The sequence below is a fragment of the Flavobacterium sp. genome, from assembly GCF_031537875.1.
Taxonomy (GTDB): Bacteria; Bacteroidota; Bacteroidia; order Flavobacteriales; family Flavobacteriaceae; genus Flavobacterium.
The window spans coordinates 44188-60993 of record NZ_JAVKNB010000011.1; the positions used below are offsets into that span (position 1 = coordinate 44188).

The following is a 16806-nucleotide window of genomic DNA, read 5'->3' on the forward strand; positions in this document are numbered from 1 at the left end:
ATTTTATAAAATAGCATGAGTACAACATTCATACACGACAATTTTTTATTAGAAAACAAATACGCGGAAGAATTATACCATAATTATTCTAAAAATCAGCCGATTATTGATTACCACAATCATTTATCGCCACAATTAATCGCAGAAGATAAAATTTTTGATAACGTCACCAAAGTTTGGATCAATGGAGATCATTACAAATGGCGTGCGATGCGAACTTTAGGAGTGAATGAACAATTTGTTACCGGTAATGGTTCTGATAAAGATAAGTTTATGAATTGGGCTAAAACAGTTCCGTATACGATGCGTAATCCTTTGTATCATTGGACGCATTTAGAATTGGCTCGTTATTTTGATATCTATGATTTGTTGAATGAAAAATCAGCAGAGAAAATTTACGAAGAGGCTTCGGCTAAAATTAATTCACCTGCTTATAGTACTCAAAATTTACTTCGTAAAGTGAATGCAGAGTTTGTATGTACAACGGAGGATCCAATTGATAATTTAGAATACCATCAGCAATTAGCTACAAGTGCTTTTGAAGTGAAAGTGAGTACTGCATTTAGACCTGATAGAGCCATCTTAATTGCTAATGATGGTTACAATGACTACATCAATACTTTAGGAGAAGTGGCTGGTGTTACCATCAATTCGTATACTGATTTATGTACGGCGCTAAGAAATAGAATTGACTATTTCGATAAAAACGGATGCAAGTTATGTGACCATGGTTTGGATCAAGTGTATTTTGAAAACTATACCGAAAGCGAAGTCAATGCGATTTTCAAAAAGAAAAGAGAAAATGGAAACTTGACAAATGAGGAAGCTTTGAAATTCCAAAGTGCGATTCTATTCTTCTTATTCGAAACCTATCATGAATTTGGTTGGGTACAACAATTGCATCTAGGTGCTTTACGAAATAATAATGCGCGTATGCACCGTATTTTAGGACCTGACACCGGTTGGGATTCTATTGGGGATTATCCACAAGCACAAAAACTATCTGGCTTTTTAAACGCTTTAGATAGTAAAGATAAATTGACTAAAACGATCATTTACAATTTGAATCCAGCAGACAACGAAGTGATGGCAACGATGATTGGTAATTTCAACGACGGGAGCGTAAAAGGGAAAGTTCAGTTTGGTTCAGGTTGGTGGTTTTTAGATCAAAAAGACGGAATGACCAAACAATTGAATGCCTTATCTAATATGGGATTGATTAGTTGTTTCATTGGAATGTTAACTGATTCAAGAAGCTTTTTGTCGTTCCCTAGACACGAATACTTCAGACGTATTTTGTGTAATCTTTTAGGGGATGAAATCAAAAGAGGGGAATTGCCAAATGATATGGAATGGATTGGTAAAATGGTTTCCGATATTAGTTACAATAACGCAAAAGAGTACTTCAAATTTTAATAGGTATATTGACCTAAATTTTGAATAACACTTTTTAAACAATAGATTATGAGCAAAGTAGTCACTTTTGGCGAAATCATGTTACGCCTTTCAACAGATAGTCATTTGCGTTTTGAACAAGCAAAAGGCTTTACTGCTACATACGGTGGTGGCGAATTCAATGTTGCTGTTTCGTTAGCCAATTATGGTATTAATGCCGAGTTTGTAACCCGAATTCCAAATAATGAAATAGGTACTTGCGCTTTGAAAGAAATGCGTAAAATGAACGTGGAATCTAAAAATGTAATTTTTGGAGGAGAGCGTTTAGGAATTTATTTCTTGGAGACGGGTTCAGGAGTAAGGGGAAGTAATGTGGTGTATGACCGCGCTCATAGTGCTATGGCTACCCTTGAAAAAGGAATGATTGATTGGTCAAAAGTGCTAGAAGGCGCCACTTGGTTTCATTGGAGTGGTATTACACCGGCTATTTCCGAGTCTGCGGCTCAAGCTTGTTTAGAAGCGGTAAAAGCAGCGCACCAGTTAGGATTAACTATTTCCTGCGATTTGAATTATAGGTCAAAATTATGGCAGTACGGTAAAACGCCAAGCGAGGTGATGCCTGAACTATTACAGTATACAAATGTGATTTTGGGCGATATTGACACTGCTTATTTTATGTTAGGTCAAGCCAAAGTAAATCCAAATTATCAGGAGACAACTTCATTGCCTGTTTTGTATGACAAGGTATTTGAACTTTGTCCTAATTTAAAAACAATGGCTACAACCTTGAGATATTCGGTAAGTGCTTCACATCAAAGAATAGGAGGAATTTTATACGATGGAAAATCGATTTATAATTCGGCAGTAAGAGAAGTAACACCTGTAGTAGATCGCGTAGGAAGTGGAGACGCCTTTATGGGAGGCTTGATTTATGGGCTTTTGGAATACAAAAATGATAATCAAAAAACATTAGATTTCGCAGTTACTGCTTGTTGTTTAAAACATAGCATCGCGGGAGATTACAATTTAGTTACTTTAAAAGAAGTAGAAGATAGACTAGATGGCAATGGCGCTGCACTAGTTTCAAGATAAAATAGAATATGAATAAGATACAAAAAACAACAGACGCGATTATTCAACAAGGAATGCTCCCATTGTATTACAATGAGGACGAAAATGTAACTATTGAAGTCTTGAGAGCTATTTATAGAGGTGGAATTAAAGCCGTGGAATACACGAGCCGTGGTGATGCCGCTTTGCGAAATTTCACTAAAATGATCGACGTTCGAAATGCTGAAATGCCCGATTTATTATTAGGAATTGGAACCATCAAAAATGTGCAACAAGCCGAAGAATATTTTAATGTTGGCGCTGATTTTTTCATTAGTCCAGGATTTGTGCCTGAAGTTGCTTCGTTCTTAATCAGTAAAGGCGTTTTATACAGTCCAGGTTGTATGACACCAACAGAAATTATTGCTGCTGAGAATGCGGGAGTAACGTTTATCAAATTATTTCCTGGCAATATGTTAGGACCTGATTATTTGAGTAGTATCAAAGATATTTTTCCAAAATTGGTTTTTATGCCAACAGGAGGTGTAGATACTACGCATGAAAATATTGAAGCTTGGTTTAAAGCAGGTGTTTCTGCAGTAGGAATGGGAAGTAAATTAATTAGCAAAAAATTAATGGCGGATCAAGACTATGCCACTATTGAATCAGAAACAAAAAAGGTATTGCATTTAGTGCAAACCGTAAAATCAAATTTATAATACATTGGAAACTAATTTTTCATTAGCGGGAAAAGTAATTGTTGTGACCGGAGGAACAGGAATTCTTGGAGGAGCATTCGTTGAAGGAATTGCTGCTGCAGGGGGTATCGTGGGCATTTTGGGAAGAAACGAGAAAATTGCTAATGAAAGAGCTAGTGTAATTAATAAAAAAGGAGGACAAGCCTTGGCATTAATTGCTGATGTTACCAATGAATCGCAATTAGAGGCTGCTTGTCAGCAAATGCTTTCTGCTTTTGGAAAAATTGATGGATTAGTGAATGCCGCAGGAGGGAATATTTCAGACGCAGTTGTACAACCGAATCAGGATGTATTTGAACTTAATTTTCAAGCATTGCAAGAAGTGATGCAATTGAATTTAATGGGATCAGTGATGCCTACACAGGTTTTTGGAAAAGCAATCAAAGAGACTGGTTCAGGAAGTATTGTCAATATTTCTTCAGTTGTTTCTCAGTTGGCCATAACAAAGGTTTTAGGATATAGCATGGCTAAGGCAGCAATTGATTCCTACACGCAGTGGTTTGCTGTGGAATTAGCCAATCGATTTGGGGATGCCATTCGGATGAATTCGATTGCACCCGGTTTTTTTTTAACAGAACAAAATAAAACATTACTCACCAATACTGATGGAAGTTTAACTGAAAGAGGTCATTTGGTTATTCAAAATACGCCTTTCAAACGATTTGGAAATCCTGAAGAATTAGTAGGGGCTTTGGTTTGGCTTTTGAGTGATGCATCAAAATATGTAACAGGATCAAAAATAACTGTAGATGGAGGATTTACAGTTTTTGGAGGGGTATAAAATTTTAATAAACGACTTACAACTATTTTAAATAGAAGCTCTACTATTCCTCTAATAGAGTTGAAAGTAAAGAATGGGAAATAAGTCGTTTATTCTAATTTAAAAAATTATAAAATAGCATCGAATAATTAATACAATGAAAAAATTAAACAGAAAAAGTACAGGTTTAGAAAACAGATTACCAATAAAAGTAGTTCAATTTGGAGAAGGGAACTTTTTGAGAGCATTTGTTGATTACGCTTTTCATAGGTTAAACAATGAAGTTGATTTCAATGCTGGTATTGCAGTAGTTCAGCCATTGAAAGAGGGTATGGTAAATATGATTAACGATCAGGATGGTTTGTATACTCTGTTTATGAACGGAATCAAAAAAGGAGAAAAAATCCAAGATATCCAGTTGATTTCAAATATTGTGAAAGCAATTAATCCTTATAACGATTTTGCAGATTATTTAGCTTTAGCTAAAGAGCCAGCGCTTCAGTTTATTGTTTCAAATACTACTGAAGCAGGAATTGAATTTTTGGATACAGACACTCCGGATATGCAGCCGCCAGCCGCTTTTCCTGCTAAATTAACGCTTTTATTACACGAAAGATTCAAACATTTCAAAGGAGATGCTTCAAAAGCAGTAACTATCATTCCATGCGAATTGATAGATTACAACTCTGAAACATTAAAAAAATGCATCTTACAATATTGTGATTTATGGAATTTAGACGCTGCATTTAAAAAATGGGTTTCAGAAGATTGTACCTATCACAGTACTTTGGTTGATAGAATCGTTCCGGGATATCCAAGAGCTGAAATTGAAGAGTACAATAGCAAATTAGATTATGAAGATAACTTAATTGTTGCTGCTGAACCATTTTTCCTTTGGGCTATTGAAGGAGGAGACGATTTGAAGGCAAAATTGCCATTCGATAAAACAGATTTGAATGTGAAGATTGTTGACGATATTCGTCCTTTCAAAATGATTAAAGTTCGTATTTTGAATGGCGCACATACAGCCATGGTTCCTGTTTCTCTTTTATTTGGTAACAAATTAGTGATGGAAACAGTTAATGGAGATTTTACTGGGCCATTTGTTGATAATGTGATCGCTGAAATTAGCGAAACGCTACCGATGGATAAAAATGAAATTACTGCTTATGCTGAAGAGGTGATGGATCGTTTCAGAAATCCATTTATTAAGCATGCATTAGCTGATATTGCTTTAAATTCAATCTCAAAATTCAAAGTAAGAGTGTTACCAAGTTTGTTAGGTTATTATACTACTACTAAAAAATTGCCTACTAGTTTGACTTTTTCATTAGCTTGTTTGATCCGATTTTACAAAGGAACTTGGAATAATGAAGCTTTACCGGTGAAAGATACTCCGGAATTAGTTGAAGCATTCAAAAAAGCCTGGGAATTAGGAAATTTAGAATCAGTTGTAGCAGCAGTTTTGGCTAATACAGATTTCTGGGATGAAGATTTAAACAAGGTTGACGGACTTTCACAAGCTTTAGTGCATGCATTAAATGAAATTGAAGCTAATGGAATTCAGCAAGGCTTTTTAAACTTTAGCAAATAATAATAAATTAATTTTTATATAAAATAACATGCAAAAAAAATTAATAAAAGTAGATCCTGCGGATAATGTAGCTGTAGCTTTAGTGAATCTAGTTGCTGGAGAAACTATTGCATTTGAAGGAGAAGACGTTTTAGTAGTATCAGACACTAAAATGAAGCATAAGATTGCGATGAAAGATTTTGAATCTGGAGACAAAATTATTATGTACGGTGTAATTGTTGGAAAAGCAAGTCAAGCAATTGCTAAAGGAGATGTAATTACTACTATAAATATTAAACACGAAAGTGCTAAAGTAACAGGTAAAACAGATACTATTGGTTGGGAAGTACCTAATGTAGACAAGTGGAAAGATAGGACTTTCATGGGATACCACAGAGCAGACGGTCAGGTTGGAACTGAAAATGTTTGGTTGTTTTTTCCTTTGGTTTTTTGTGAAAATAGAAACATCGAAATATTGAAAGATATTTTCGAGAAAGAATTAATGAAGCCCAAAGAAAACGATTACCAATTACTACTTCGTTCTTTAGTGAGTGCTGAAAGTGGATTGGATGAACATGATGGTAAATCTAATGATGCGGATTTATTTAATAATATAGAAGTTAAATTTATTACGCATCAAGGTGGTTGTGGAGGAATCAGACAAGATTCACATAGTTTGGCTAAACTGTTGGCAGGTTATGTAAACAATCCTAATGTTGCTGGTGCTACTGTTTTAAGTTTGGGTTGTCAAAACTTGCAAATTTCTATTTTCCAAGATGCTTTGAAAGCGATTAATCCAAACAGCGATAAGCCTGTTTTGATTTACGATCAACAATCTATTGGAACTATTGAAGATATGTTGAGTAGTGTGGTGAAAGATTCATTCGAAGCAATTAAAAAAGCCAATCAAATTGAAAGAAAACCAGCACCATTGTCTAAATTAAACATAGGTTTAGAATGTGGTGGTTCGGATGGATTCTCAGGAATTTCAGCTAACCCAACATTAGGTGTTTTATCTGATAAATTAGTAGCATTAGGAGGAACAACAATTCTTTCTGAATTTCCAGAATTATGTGGAGTGGAGCAGGAATTGGTAAACCGTTGTATAGATGATAAAGACGGAAAACGTTTCTTAGAATTAATGCAATGGTATGAAAAATCAGTGGTCGATGCCGGTTCAGGATTTGATATGAATCCATCTCCGGGTAACATCAAAGACGGTTTGATTACAGATGCAATGAAATCAGCAGGAGCTTCTAAAAAAGGAGGAACTTCTCCAATTGTAGGGGTTTACGATTATGGAGAATACATTAACAAGCCAGGTTTTACATTGTTATGTACTCCGGGAAATGACGTTGAGTGTACTACTGCAATGGTAGGTTCAGGTGCCAATATGGTATTATTTACAACAGGTTTAGGAACTCCTACAGGGAATCCAATTGCTCCGGTTGTAAAAGTGTCATCTAACACTCAATTAGCTAATAAAATGGCCGATATTATCGATTTTAACACGGGTGGAATTATCACTGGTGAAAAATCAATTGAAGAAACTGCAGATGAAATGTTAGAATATATTATTAAAGTAGCTAGTGGTGAAATTAAGACTAAAGCTGCAATATTAAACCAAAATGACTTTATTCCTTGGAAACGTGGAGTATCTTTATAAGGGATATGTAGATGGTATAAAAAAAGGAGCTTTTATGCTCCTTTTTTTATGTGTTTTTTCTATTGGAAGATTTTCGGGTCAGTAATTCTGGCACCAAAACTACTTTCTTCTCGATTTTTAAATTATCGTTATTATTGATTTGTTCTAGAAACACTTTTGCTGCCATTTTTCCCATTTCCATTGGAGACTGATCAACTGAAGAAATAGATAATTCCATGAATTTTGTAAAAGGTTCGTTACCAAAGCCTACTACACAAAAATCTCTTGGAATATCCATCCCTTGTTCTTTCAATTCTTGTATGGCTCCTAATCCTGCAAAATCACTCGAAGAGAAAATGGCATCAGGTGGAGTTTCTTGTAATAATAACGTTTTGGCCGCATTAATTCCAGCATCAACATTACTTTTTGTTCTTAAAACGTATTCTTCTTTGAAAGGAATATTGTGATCAACAAGAGCTTGTTTGTATCCTTTGTATCGATTTTGATAAATTTCTAAAGATTGATCCCCGGCAAGATGAGCGATTTTTGTACAGCCTTCTTCGATGAGGTGCTTGGTAGCAAGATAACCTCCTTCAAAGTCATTAATGGTAACAGAACTAACTCCATCAACATTCATTTTTCTATCAAAAAACACCAACGGAACTTTTTCGCTTAAAACCCGTTTAATCACATGCTCGTTTTCTGAACTCACATTTGAAATAGACATTAGAATTCCGTCAACTTGAGCATTTAATAATGTGTTGATATTTTCAATTTCTCTTTTTTCGTCTTCATGTGTTTGACAAATGATAACATGATAGCCTTCGGGGTGTAATTCTTCTTCAATTCCACGAATAACCGAGGCGAAAAAGTTACTATCAATTCTAGGTACAATTACACCAACATTATTGCTTTTTCCGCTGCGTAGTGCTTGGGCCAGTTTATTTTGTTTGTAATTCATTTTGGCTGCGGTGTCTAGAACAAGCTGTCTAGTTGCAGGGCTAATTTTTGGATTGTTGTTTAAAGCTCTTGAAACAGTGGCAGCTGTTATGTCAAGTTTTTTAGCAATATCATAAATAGTAACTTTTTCTATCATCTCAAAAATTAGTGTAATTGGTTGGTAAATGTAACAAAAAAATAAAACATACTATTTTTAATGTTATCGATTACAATTTTAGCTTTTTAAAATTAAAATTGCAACAATGAGGTTTAATTGCAAATAGTAAATGTATAGGTTAAAGCATTTAATTCAACTATTAGTCATAATAAATAGTCGATTTAAATTTTATTTATGTTTTTTTTCTCACTTTTTTTTGTTTATTTCAAATTTATTATTACGTTTGTGTAATCGATTACATTGTTGTTGCACTCGGAATCGTTTATAATTTATGACTATGCTTCATTCTATTAAAATAATTAAACTAACAAAAGTAAATCCAGCAACTATTTTTTTGTTGCTATTTGCTCTGCCTGTTTTGTGTCAAAATGAAGTGACAGCTAGTGCGTCTTGGGCAAAATTGCCTTCGATTCTTGAGACAATTAAGGAGCCTGTTTTTAAAAATAAAATTTATAATATTCTTGATTTTGGAGCTAAGTCGGGAGGGGTTGTTGACAACACACGGGTTTTTGTAAAAGCCATCCAAAAATGCACAAAAAATGGAGGGGGTATGGTATTAGTGCCAGCTGGGAAATATTTCACCGGACCTATATATTTAGATGATAACGTAAATCTGCATTTAGCCGAAGGGGCTGAAATTTTATTTACTACAGACTCAACGGTTTATCCAATAGTGCATACCTCATTTGAAGGAACTGAATTAATGAATTATTCTCCTTTAATTTATGCTTATAACAAACATAATGTGGCTGTAACGGGCAAAGGGACTTTGAATGGTCAAGGAAGTAATGATAAATGGTGGTCATGGTGTGGAAAAGATAGTTATGGATGGAAAAAAGGAACACCAGATCAAAAAGATGATGTTACTAGATTAATGGATATGGCAGAAAAAGGAGTTCCTATTGCTGAAAGAATTTTTGGTAAAGGACATTTTTTGCGACCTAATTGTATAGAATTTTTTGAATGTAATCAGGTGTTGCTTCAAGGAGTTCAAATTGTAAATACTCCTTTTTGGGTGATTCACCCAATAAAGTCCTCAAATGTAATTGTTGATGGTGTAACTATTAAAAGTCATGGTCCTAATAATGATGGCTGTGACCCTGAATATTCTAAAAATGTTTGGATCAAGAATACCACTTTTGATACTGGAGACGATTGTATTGCAATTAAATCGGGTAGAGATAATGATGGTCGACGTGTTGCTATAAAAAGCGAGAATATTATTGTGCAAGATTGTAAAATGTATGATGGACACGGTGGAGTAACCATTGGTAGTGAAATTTCAGCAGGTGTTAGTAATGTCTATGTTGAAAACTGCTTGATGGATAGTCCTGAACTTGATAGAGCCATTCGAATTAAATCTAATTCAAGAAGAGGAGGATTAGTCGAAAATGTATTCGTACGTAATATTAAAGTGGGAGAAGTGAAAGAATCGGTTCTTGGAATTGATTTGTTTTATGGAGTACATGGTAATCAAACGGGAACTTTTATGCCTCAAGTTCAAAATATTTTCATAGAAAATAGTACGGTTAAAAATGGTGGACTCTATGGTGTTTTAGCTAAAGGGCATAAAGGTTATCCAATTAAAAATATTCGATTTAAAGACGTTACTATTGATAAAGTAGAGACTGAATATGCAATTGAAAATGTAGAAAATTTAAAATTTGTGAATACCTATATCAACGGGTCTTTGATGGAAAGTCCCAAAAACCAATAATCAAAACAAAACCAATTAATAACTAACAAACAATTAAATTATGAGTATTAGATGTTTATTTAAAAAAGGAGCTAAGAGCAGTTTTTCCTTTTTTGTTTTTATGTGCTTGCTGTTAGGGCAAAGTACATTTGCTCAGCAGACTCCTTTAAGTGGAGTTGTTCTTGATGAAACAGGACAACCAATGCCTGGGGTTAACATTATTGAAAAAGGAACAAAAAACAGTGCTTCAACTGATTTTGATGGAAAATTCTCTATCAAATTAAATTCTAATAAATCAACTTTAGTAGTAAGCTATATTGGTTATCAAGACCAATCAGTTAATGTAGCTGGAAAAAGTACTATTAAAATTTCTTTAGTTTCTCAATCGCAAAATTTACAAGAAGTGGTTGTGGTTGGATATGGTAAAGTTAAGAAGACAGATCTTACGGGTTCTGTAGGTTCAATAAGTGCTGCCGCTATTACAGAGAGAAATTTAACAGGTCCAATGGAAGCGATGCAAGGAGCTGTTTCTGGTGTTCAAATTTCAAATGCAACAGGACGTTTAGGAGACTCTTTTAATATTACTATTAGAGGAAAAAACTCAATGAATCCTGATTCTAAACCATTATATGTGGTTGATGGTGCGCCAACAGATAATATTGATTTCTTAAATCCACAAGATATTGCTCGTATTGACATATTGAAAGATGCTTCATCTACTGCGATTTATGGTTCAAGAGGATCTAATGGTGTTGTAATTGTAACTACAAAAGGCGGTGGAACTGTAAAATCTAGTATGTCTGTTACTTACGATTCTTTCGTAGGTCAAAAAGATGTGACAAGATTACCAACTATGATGGATGGTCCTACGTGGTGGGCATACCATCAAGCTGCTTATTTTTCTTCAACTACGACAACTCCAGCTTTATTAGCTGCAGGTATTTTTGGTAATCCAAGTACAAGTCCATTATTAGCTACAAGAATTGCAAATAATGAAACATTTGATTGGTATGGAGCAGTATTGAAAAGTGGTTTACAACAAAACCATTATGTGTCTGTAGCTGGAAGAACAGATGGAGGAGTATCGTATAATTTAGGTTTAGGTTTACAAAAAGAAACTGGAAACATTCCAAATGAATCATTAGATAAATATTCATTTAAATTAGGGTTGAATCATAAAATCAATGATAAATTTTCTGTTGGAGCTAATATTACAATAGCGAGAACAGAACAAGAACAAGGAAGTGCTATTGCAATGCAAGAAGCATTTAGATTAAGTCCATTTTACACTCCTTATGCATTAGATGGTAGTTTGTTTTTAATGCCAGGTAAATTAACAGATGCGAATGGTGTTTCTTTAATTAATAAAACGAGTACAATCAATCCATTATTAGAGATGGCTAATTCATCTAATTCAACTAAAGGGTGGAATGGTGTTGGAAGCGTGTTTGCTGAGTATAAACCATTGACTTGGTTGACATTTAGATCAACGTACTCTGCAGGTTTAAATACTATGAAAAATGGTCAATCATGGGGAGCACTTACTCAAACGGGTGTTTCAAATGGAAATTTACCATCAGCTAGTGTGAATCAAAGTGAGAAATTCAACTACACTTGGGATAACCAATTCAATGTAGATTATGCTGTTAAAGATCATACTTTTAGTTTCTTAGGCTTACAAAGTATAAACTCAGCTAGATACGAAACATTATCAGCTAGTTCAGCTTATATGCCTTTTGATACAGGAATTTATAATTTAGGATCTGGGAAACAATCTTCATTTAACTTAGGTTCTTCTTATGAAAAAAATACTTTAGCTTCGTTTGCGGGTCGTTTCAATTACGGATATAAAGGTCGTTATTTATTGACTATTTCAAATCGTTGGGATGGATCGTCTCGTTTTGCTGAAGGAAAAAAATGGGGTTCATTCCCATCAGCAGCTTTGGCTTGGAGAATTAGTGAAGAAGGATTCATGAAGAATTTTAATGCGGTTTCAGATTTGAAATTGAGAACTAGTTATGGTTATACAGGAAACAATATTATTCCATCGTATTCTACTATTAATAAAGTGGATGTTCAAACGTATTATGATTGGAATGGAACTGCAGCTAATGGTTGGTTACAAGGTTCGCCAAGTAACAGTAATTTAGGTTGGGAGAAAACAAGAGAGATGAACGTAGGTTTGGATTTCGGATTTTTTAATAACAGAATTACAGGATCTGTAGATGTATATGATAGACTTTCTTCTAACTTATTGTTGAAACAAAAATTAGTAATCGAGAATGGTTTCTCTACTTATATCAACAATATTGGTTCAGTAAGTAATAGAGGGGTTGAGGTAGCTTTGACTACTAAAAACATTAAAACTGATTTAGTGTCTTGGGAAACTACTTTCATGTTTACTAAAAACACTAATAAGATTAAATCTATTTATGATGATACTTCTAATGACGTGGGTAATAACTTATTCATTGGTGAATCAATTGATGCGGTGTATAACTATAAATTTAACGGAATTGTTAGAGCAGGGGAAACCTATCTTGATGGGACTTTAAAAGAAGGAAATGCAAAAGTAGAGGATCATAATGGAGATGGTAAAATTACTACAGCAGATAGATATATCATTGGTAATTCAAATCCAGACTGGACAGGTAGTATTTCAACTCGTCTAAAAGTAGGTAACTTTGATTTGTCAGCTTCTGCTATTATAAGTCAGGGATCATTGGTATTGAGTCCATTTCATAAAAACTTCACAGATTTATCTGATAGAGGAAGACAAAAAGCCAATATTGATTGGTATATGCCAGCCAATACAGCGGGACTTCCATTAAATACGGCTAGTAATTATCCACAACCTAAAAATGAAGGAACGTATTGGGTAAATGATGGTGTTGGATATTACAGAGACGCGTCTTTTATAAAAATTAAAAATATTTCATTAGGTTATACTTTTAGCCAAAGTCTATTAGATAAATTGAAATTAAAAGGATTAAGAGTGTATACTAATGTATTAAACCCATTTGTAATTACTAAATATGACGGATATGATCCAGAGTGGGCAGGTGCAGCATTAGGAATTGGTCGTGTAGCCACTGTAACATATCAATTAGGTTTAAGTGTTAAATTTTAAATAAGAAATCAAATGAAAAAAACAATAGTATCCTTATCACTAGCACTTATTACATTAAGTTCTTGTAGTAATTTTATTGAAGAAGAAAATCTATCTACAGTAAGTGCTGATGCGGTTTATAAAACTGCTAATGGATTCGAATCATTAGTAAATGCTAATTATTCTGAATTGAGAGAAATATACGGTAACGAACCTTGGTTATTTGTTGCTGGAACCGACTTATATGCTGATGGTAAAAACTTGGAACCAGTTGGATTGGGTCAGTATAAATTATTAAGTCCTTCTTCACCTAATGTTGGTTATTTGTATACAGAAGGATTTAAAGCCATACAAAAAGCAAACATGGGATTGTATTATAGTGACTTGACTGCTACAACTACTACATTACCAGCAAGAAAAGGGGAATTAAAATTTCTTCGTGCACATGCTTACTTTTTATTAGTACAAACCTATGGTGGAGTGCCTATAATTAAAGATTATAATCCTAGTCCAATTTTGTCTTATGATAGAAATACTGCAGCAGAGGTGTATGATTTTATCGAGAGTGATTTAGTTGCTGCTATAGCAGCACTACCTACTGGATCTTATACAGGGCGCGCAAATAAAAGAGCTGCCCAAGATTTACTAGCTAAAGTATATTTAACTAGAGGGTATGAAAGTTTTGCTAAATCAACGGATTTTGCAAATGCGGCAAGTTTTGCTGATCAAGCAATTGCTAGTCAAGCCTTAACCTTAGCCAATAATTCATGGATGCCAGGAACTGATATGAATGCAGAAACTATTTTTTCTGTTCAGTTTGACCCATCTTCTGTAACGGCAGATCCACAAAAATCAGGAAATGCTCAAGGAAGTTATTTTAGTTCATATTTAGGAGGAGCTGAAGTAGCAGGAAAAGCGCCTTATAAAGCGAATACTTTGCTTCCTACTAGTTATGCGATTTCATTATATGATCAAGGAGATAAAAGATGGGAAGGTACTTTTATGACTGAAATCTATGAAAGATATTATGATTTTTATGATGTAGCAGATAAAAGTACAATAAAAGTAAAACACTTTTTTGCACCTAAATGGTTTACTGCTGCTGATAAAACAGCTTATGAGGCGGCCTTAACTGCAGCAGGAAGAAAAGCAACTGGATATACATATCATGCTTATGGAACTTATGGAGCGACTTCTACAACTCCAGATTATGGAGGCATTCCAGTGCGTAAATTTGATGATCCAAAAGCACCTTTTGCTACTAGTGCCTCTGCACCAAGAGTGAGTACACGTGATTTAATTGTTTCAAGATTATCTGACACTTACCTAATAGCTGCTGAAGCTTATTTTAAAGCAGGTAATACTGCAACAGCTTTAGCTAGATTGAACGCAGTAAGAACAAGATCTTCTGCAGCAGCAGCTACTACTTTGACTATTGATTACATTTTAGATGAAAGAGCAAGAGAAATGTTAGGTGAATACAACAGATGGTTTGATTTGAAACGTACGGGTAAATTGGTTGAAAGAGCTTCTTTATATCATTATAAAATTGCTGCTAATGGTGGTGCAGCTAGTTTTGTAGGAACAGGTGGAGCGCTTAAAATTTTAAGACCAATACCTCAGGATGCAATTGACTTGAATCAAAACAAAAATTTCCCACAAAACCCTGGGTATTAATTCTAATATAAATGTTTAGATAATTTTTAAGTTTGTTTTATGGGGGACTGATTAGTGATAATCAAGTCCCCCTTTTTTTACTAAACACGAGTGTTAAAAACAATATTTATTTTAAATTTATAAAATGAAAAAAGTTTACTATTTAATTTTGATTTTTGGATTGTGTTTTTACGATGTAAATAGTCAAAATCTAGTAGACACTTCTTATACTATTCAAAGTACGTTTGCAAAAGACAGAAAAAAATTTCCATTTATACAGATTGCTAAGGTTTATAAAGATAAAAGAGTTGTTGAAGAACAAGAAATCGTTTACAAAGAAATAGATTCAAGAGGGTTGCATCTAGATGCCTTTTATAAAAAATCAAAAAAGCTCAATCCTGCTGTGGTTTTAGTTCATGGAGGAGGATGGAAGTCAGGGAATAAATCCCAAATGGAATCTTTAGGAAATGCAATGGCGACTAAAGGCTATTCTTGTTTTGCGGTTGAATATAGATTGTCACCTGAAGCCCAATATCCCGCAGCGGTGCTAGATATTAAAGAGGCGATTCAGTTTATACGAATGAATGCTTTGAAATATAATGTTGATGGGACTAAAATAGCTGTACTAGGTTGTTCGTCAGGGGGGCAATTAGCGGCTTTGATTGGAACAACTAATTCAACTTCCACATCAAGTGTACAAGCAATTATTGATATGGATGGTATATTGGCGTTTAAGCATCCAGAATCGCAAGAAGGTAAAGTCGCAAGTTTGTGGCTCGGGGGAGATTATGAAAGTATACCCGAAATTTGGAAAGAGGCATCGGCTTTAACTCATGTTGATCAAAATACGCCGCCTATTTTGTTTATCAATAGCGATATGCCTCGCTTTCATGCAGGGCGAACCGATATGATTGAAATATTAAATAAATATAATATTTATAATGAGGTAAAAACCATTCCGAATGCACCCCATTCTTTTTGGTTTTTTGATCCTTGGTTTGCAACAACAGTAGATTATTCGGTTCAGTTTCTGAATAGAATTTTCAATAAATAAGTATCATAATTAAAATTATATAATGATGAAAATCCAACAAATTACACTAGTGTTATTTTTAAGTTTAGCTTCGATGAAGTCAAACGAAGTATTTAGTCAAACGGCTCAATCTAAAATCTATGCTGAAGTTTCGGTTAAAGAAGGGGGAAAATGGGAAGGAAGGAAGTACATAGGAGGGACATTTAAAAATGTTCAAAGATTGAAATTAGCAACAGAACATACCGATCATTCGTTTGATATTCGCTACGAAGGACCAGGTTGGGAAAGTAATAAAATTGGATATCGATTGTATTTGGATTGGCGTAATGCGATTGATATTTTTGGTAAAAAAACAGAAAAAATTGTTTTGCCACAAGTGGGTCAAGACGGTTTTGATTCCTATCATGAAATGAGTGATTGGGGAGCAGATATTTTGAAGGCGGGAAAAGGAATCGGAATAGGTTCGATTGATCGTTATTTGAATAAGGAAAGACTGCATTTTTATGAGGTAGATTCAACCATTGCTACCGTTGCTAATACACCTAAAAATTCAGTAGTAAAAGTGCAGTACTATGGTTGGAAAACAGCTTCAGATAAAATTGATTTTACCTCTGAATTGACTATTCAACCGAATCAACGGTATACACAACATACCATCCACCCATCAAAAGCAATTGAAGGAATTTGTACAGGAATTGTAAAACAAAAAAATACAGAACTACTCCAAAAAGAAAGTCAAAATAAAAAATGGGCTTACATTGCAACGTATGGAACTCAATCTTTGGTTCCAGATCAATTAGGGATGGCTATTTTTTATCAAACCAATTCAGTTGAGAATATAGTTGATGCTGAATTCGATCATCTTTTACTATTCAAACCTACGACAAAAGTGGTTGATTTTTATTTCTTGGGGGCATGGGAACAGGAGCCTAATGGAATTAAATCAAAAGAAGCGTTTGTAAAATATTTAGAGGAAAGATTGAAAACTTTGGAAAAAAATAATAAAATGTAAAC

12 protein-coding genes are annotated in these 16806 nt (G+C 34.2%); 11 read left to right on the forward strand and 1 reads right to left on the reverse strand.

The genetic code is table 11. From position 1 onward, the window contains the following. Positions 1-15: 15 nt before the first annotated feature. From uxaC to RMR09_RS07485, 6 genes are all read left to right on the forward strand, one after another. Positions 16-1416, forward strand: coding sequence for a glucuronate isomerase (gene uxaC / locus RMR09_RS07460; RefSeq protein ID WP_310595173.1), 1401 nt, complete (start codon positions 16-18; stop codon positions 1414-1416). Between the two features lie 48 nt (positions 1417-1464). Further along, entirely contained in the window at positions 1465-2487 is a 1023-nt protein-coding gene (locus RMR09_RS07465) for a sugar kinase (RefSeq protein WP_310595174.1), read from the forward strand. A gap of 8 nt (positions 2488-2495) precedes the next feature. Beyond that, positions 2496-3164 (forward strand): bifunctional 4-hydroxy-2-oxoglutarate aldolase/2-dehydro-3-deoxy-phosphogluconate aldolase, encoded by a 669-nt coding sequence (locus tag RMR09_RS07470; RefSeq protein WP_310595175.1) that lies wholly within the window; start codon positions 2496-2498, stop codon positions 3162-3164. Between the two features lie 4 nt (positions 3165-3168). Beyond that, on the forward strand, positions 3169-3984 hold the full coding sequence (locus RMR09_RS07475) for an SDR family oxidoreductase (protein ID WP_310595176.1): 816 nt from the start codon (positions 3169-3171) through the stop codon (positions 3982-3984). A gap of 136 nt (positions 3985-4120) precedes the next feature. Beyond that, positions 4121-5557 carry a tagaturonate reductase gene (locus tag RMR09_RS07480; protein ID WP_310595177.1) on the forward strand — a complete coding sequence of 479 codons (1437 nt, stop codon included), beginning with the start codon at positions 4121-4123 and terminating at the stop codon, positions 5555-5557. 28 nt (positions 5558-5585) lie between these two features. Continuing rightward, positions 5586-7202 carry an altronate dehydratase family protein gene (locus RMR09_RS07485; RefSeq protein ID WP_310595178.1) on the forward strand — a complete coding sequence of 539 codons (1617 nt, stop codon included), beginning with the start codon at positions 5586-5588 and terminating at the stop codon, positions 7200-7202. Positions 7203-7248: 46 nt separating this feature from the next. Here the strand turns inward: RMR09_RS07485 and RMR09_RS07490 are convergent, their stop codons facing one another. Beyond that, positions 7249-8277 (reverse strand): LacI family DNA-binding transcriptional regulator, encoded by a 1029-nt coding sequence (locus RMR09_RS07490; RefSeq protein ID WP_310595179.1) that lies wholly within the window; start codon positions 8275-8277, stop codon positions 7249-7251. Positions 8278-8575: 298 nt separating this feature from the next. On the opposite strand from RMR09_RS07490, the gene RMR09_RS07495 reads away from it, so the two are divergent. The 5 genes from RMR09_RS07495 (at position 8576) to RMR09_RS07515 (ending at position 16804) form a co-directional block, all read left to right on the forward strand. Then, the gene (locus RMR09_RS07495) at positions 8576-10015 is read left to right on the forward strand and encodes a glycoside hydrolase family 28 protein (protein WP_310595180.1); all 1440 of its coding nucleotides are present in this window, start codon (positions 8576-8578) and stop codon (positions 10013-10015) included. A 40-nt stretch (positions 10016-10055) separates the two neighbouring features. Continuing rightward, a complete protein-coding gene (locus tag RMR09_RS07500) occupies positions 10056-13124 on the forward strand; it encodes a SusC/RagA family TonB-linked outer membrane protein (RefSeq protein WP_310595181.1) in 3069 nt (1022 codons plus the stop codon). Between the two features lie 12 nt (positions 13125-13136). Beyond that, positions 13137-14780 (forward strand): RagB/SusD family nutrient uptake outer membrane protein, encoded by a 1644-nt coding sequence (locus tag RMR09_RS07505; RefSeq protein WP_310595182.1) that lies wholly within the window; start codon positions 13137-13139, stop codon positions 14778-14780. 124 nt (positions 14781-14904) lie between these two features. Next, positions 14905-15813: an alpha/beta hydrolase gene (locus tag RMR09_RS07510; protein ID WP_310595183.1), complete on the forward strand. Its 909-nt coding sequence runs from the start codon at positions 14905-14907 to the stop codon at positions 15811-15813. Between the two features lie 22 nt (positions 15814-15835). Further along, the gene (locus RMR09_RS07515) at positions 15836-16804 is read left to right on the forward strand and encodes a DUF4861 family protein (protein ID WP_310595184.1); all 969 of its coding nucleotides are present in this window, start codon (positions 15836-15838) and stop codon (positions 16802-16804) included. Positions 16805-16806: the final 2 nt, after the last annotated feature.

Coding starts and splice junctions, on each gene's coding strand:
- uxaC (WP_310595173.1), top strand. CDS start 16: ATGAGTACAACATTCATACACGACAATTTTTTATTAGAAAACAAATAC.
- RMR09_RS07465 (WP_310595174.1), top strand. CDS start 1,465: ATGAGCAAAGTAGTCACTTTTGGCGAAATCATGTTACGCCTTTCAACA.
- RMR09_RS07470 (WP_310595175.1), top strand. CDS start 2,496: ATGAATAAGATACAAAAAACAACAGACGCGATTATTCAACAAGGAATG.
- RMR09_RS07480 (WP_310595177.1), top strand. CDS start 4,121: ATGAAAAAATTAAACAGAAAAAGTACAGGTTTAGAAAACAGATTACCA.
- RMR09_RS07485 (WP_310595178.1), top strand. CDS start 5,586: ATGCAAAAAAAATTAATAAAAGTAGATCCTGCGGATAATGTAGCTGTA.
- RMR09_RS07490 (WP_310595179.1), bottom strand. CDS start 8,277: ATGATAGAAAAAGTTACTATTTATGATATTGCTAAAAAACTTGACATA.
- RMR09_RS07495 (WP_310595180.1), top strand. CDS start 8,576: ATGCTTCATTCTATTAAAATAATTAAACTAACAAAAGTAAATCCAGCA.
- RMR09_RS07500 (WP_310595181.1), top strand. CDS start 10,056: ATGAGTATTAGATGTTTATTTAAAAAAGGAGCTAAGAGCAGTTTTTCC.
- RMR09_RS07505 (WP_310595182.1), top strand. CDS start 13,137: ATGAAAAAAACAATAGTATCCTTATCACTAGCACTTATTACATTAAGT.
- RMR09_RS07510 (WP_310595183.1), top strand. CDS start 14,905: ATGAAAAAAGTTTACTATTTAATTTTGATTTTTGGATTGTGTTTTTAC.
- RMR09_RS07515 (WP_310595184.1), top strand. CDS start 15,836: ATGATGAAAATCCAACAAATTACACTAGTGTTATTTTTAAGTTTAGCT.